Below are 1,173 nucleotides of genomic sequence, written 5' to 3'. Positions count from 1 at the left end.
GGCGCTCAGGCAGCCGCCCCACACGCAGCCGGTGTCCAGCCCCAGCAGATCGCTGCGCTCGATCCAGCCCAGCGTGGACCAATGCCCGAAGGCCGTGAGGGTGCCCGCCGTGCGCCGCCCCGGAACGTCGAACCAGGGCATCAGGCCCGGCGGCGCCGCGCTCGCGCTCTCCGAGCAGTCAAAGTCCATCGCCCCGCCGGCGGAACAAAACCGCAGCCGGGTGAGTGCATTCACGATCACCCGCAGGCGCTCGGTGCCGGCCAGACCGTCGCTCCAGCGCTCGGGCGCATTCCCGTACATGGCGTGCACAAATGCCGGCAACTCGGCGCTGCGCAGCACCGCGTGGACTTCTTGCGCAAGCGCCAAAGTATCCGCAGCCGACCAGGCGGGCAGCACGCCCGCGTGCACCATGAGCAGGCTCTGCCCGGCGTGCTCGTGCGCCCGGGCCAGGGGCTGCTGCCGCACCCAGTCGAGCAATGCGTCGCGATCCGGAGCGTCCAGCACCGCGCCCAAGGTATCGCGGCGCGACGGCTTGCGGGCGCCGTGCGCGACGGCCAGCAGATGCAGATCGTGGTTGCCCAGCAGGCAGCGGATGGCGTCGCCGCTGCCCATGCAGCGGCGCAGCACGGCAGCAGAGTCCGGGCCCCGGTTAACGAGATCGCCCAGCAGATAAACGGTGTCGCGGCTCGCAGAGAAACCGATCCTGTCCAGCAAACGCGCCAGCGCGTCGGCGCAACCCTGAATATCGCCAATACAGTAAAGCGCCATGCGGCCTTCCATGGAATAAAGCCCAAGGGTAACCGGGCCGACGCCGCAGCCCCCGCGCCCAAAGCCATGCGCCGGCAGCCCGATGCAACCGCGACCCGCCCCCGGAACACGCGCGCACGCCGGGCCGGCAAAGCCCGTCGTGCGCAGCCCTGCGCTGACGCCCAAACGGCCGCCATCGCCGTGGCGCGCGCCCCCTTGGCCCCCAAACACCATGGCCAAAAATTGAGCGCTTACCTGATTAGCAAAAAATTCACGATTTATTACCCTATGATACGTGGCATGTGGAACCTGCCAGCTCTTGCACATGCCTGCCAACCAAGCAGAAGGCCGGGTTGGCACATGCTGAGGGCCGACCTCCTGAAGGGGCCGTTGTGCGCCGCAGCCGCCCCCCTGCCTGAGTTTCGG

1 protein-coding gene is annotated in these 1,173 nt (G+C 68.6%); it reads right to left on the bottom strand.

Annotated elements, in window-relative coordinates:
* On the bottom strand, positions 1-768 hold a 768-nt coding region (locus VTU_RS0105630), incomplete at its 3' end, for a symmetrical bis(5'-nucleosyl)-tetraphosphatase (RefSeq protein ID WP_029554148.1).
* Positions 769-1,173: the final 405 nt, after the last annotated feature.

Source organism: Verminephrobacter aporrectodeae subsp. tuberculatae At4, assembly GCF_000193225.1.
In the GTDB taxonomy this organism is placed as follows: domain Bacteria; phylum Pseudomonadota; class Gammaproteobacteria; order Burkholderiales; family Burkholderiaceae_C; genus Acidovorax; species Acidovorax aporrectodeae.
Note: the sequence above shows the minus strand (reverse complement) of the source record. Positions and strands in the feature narration are given on the sequence as shown.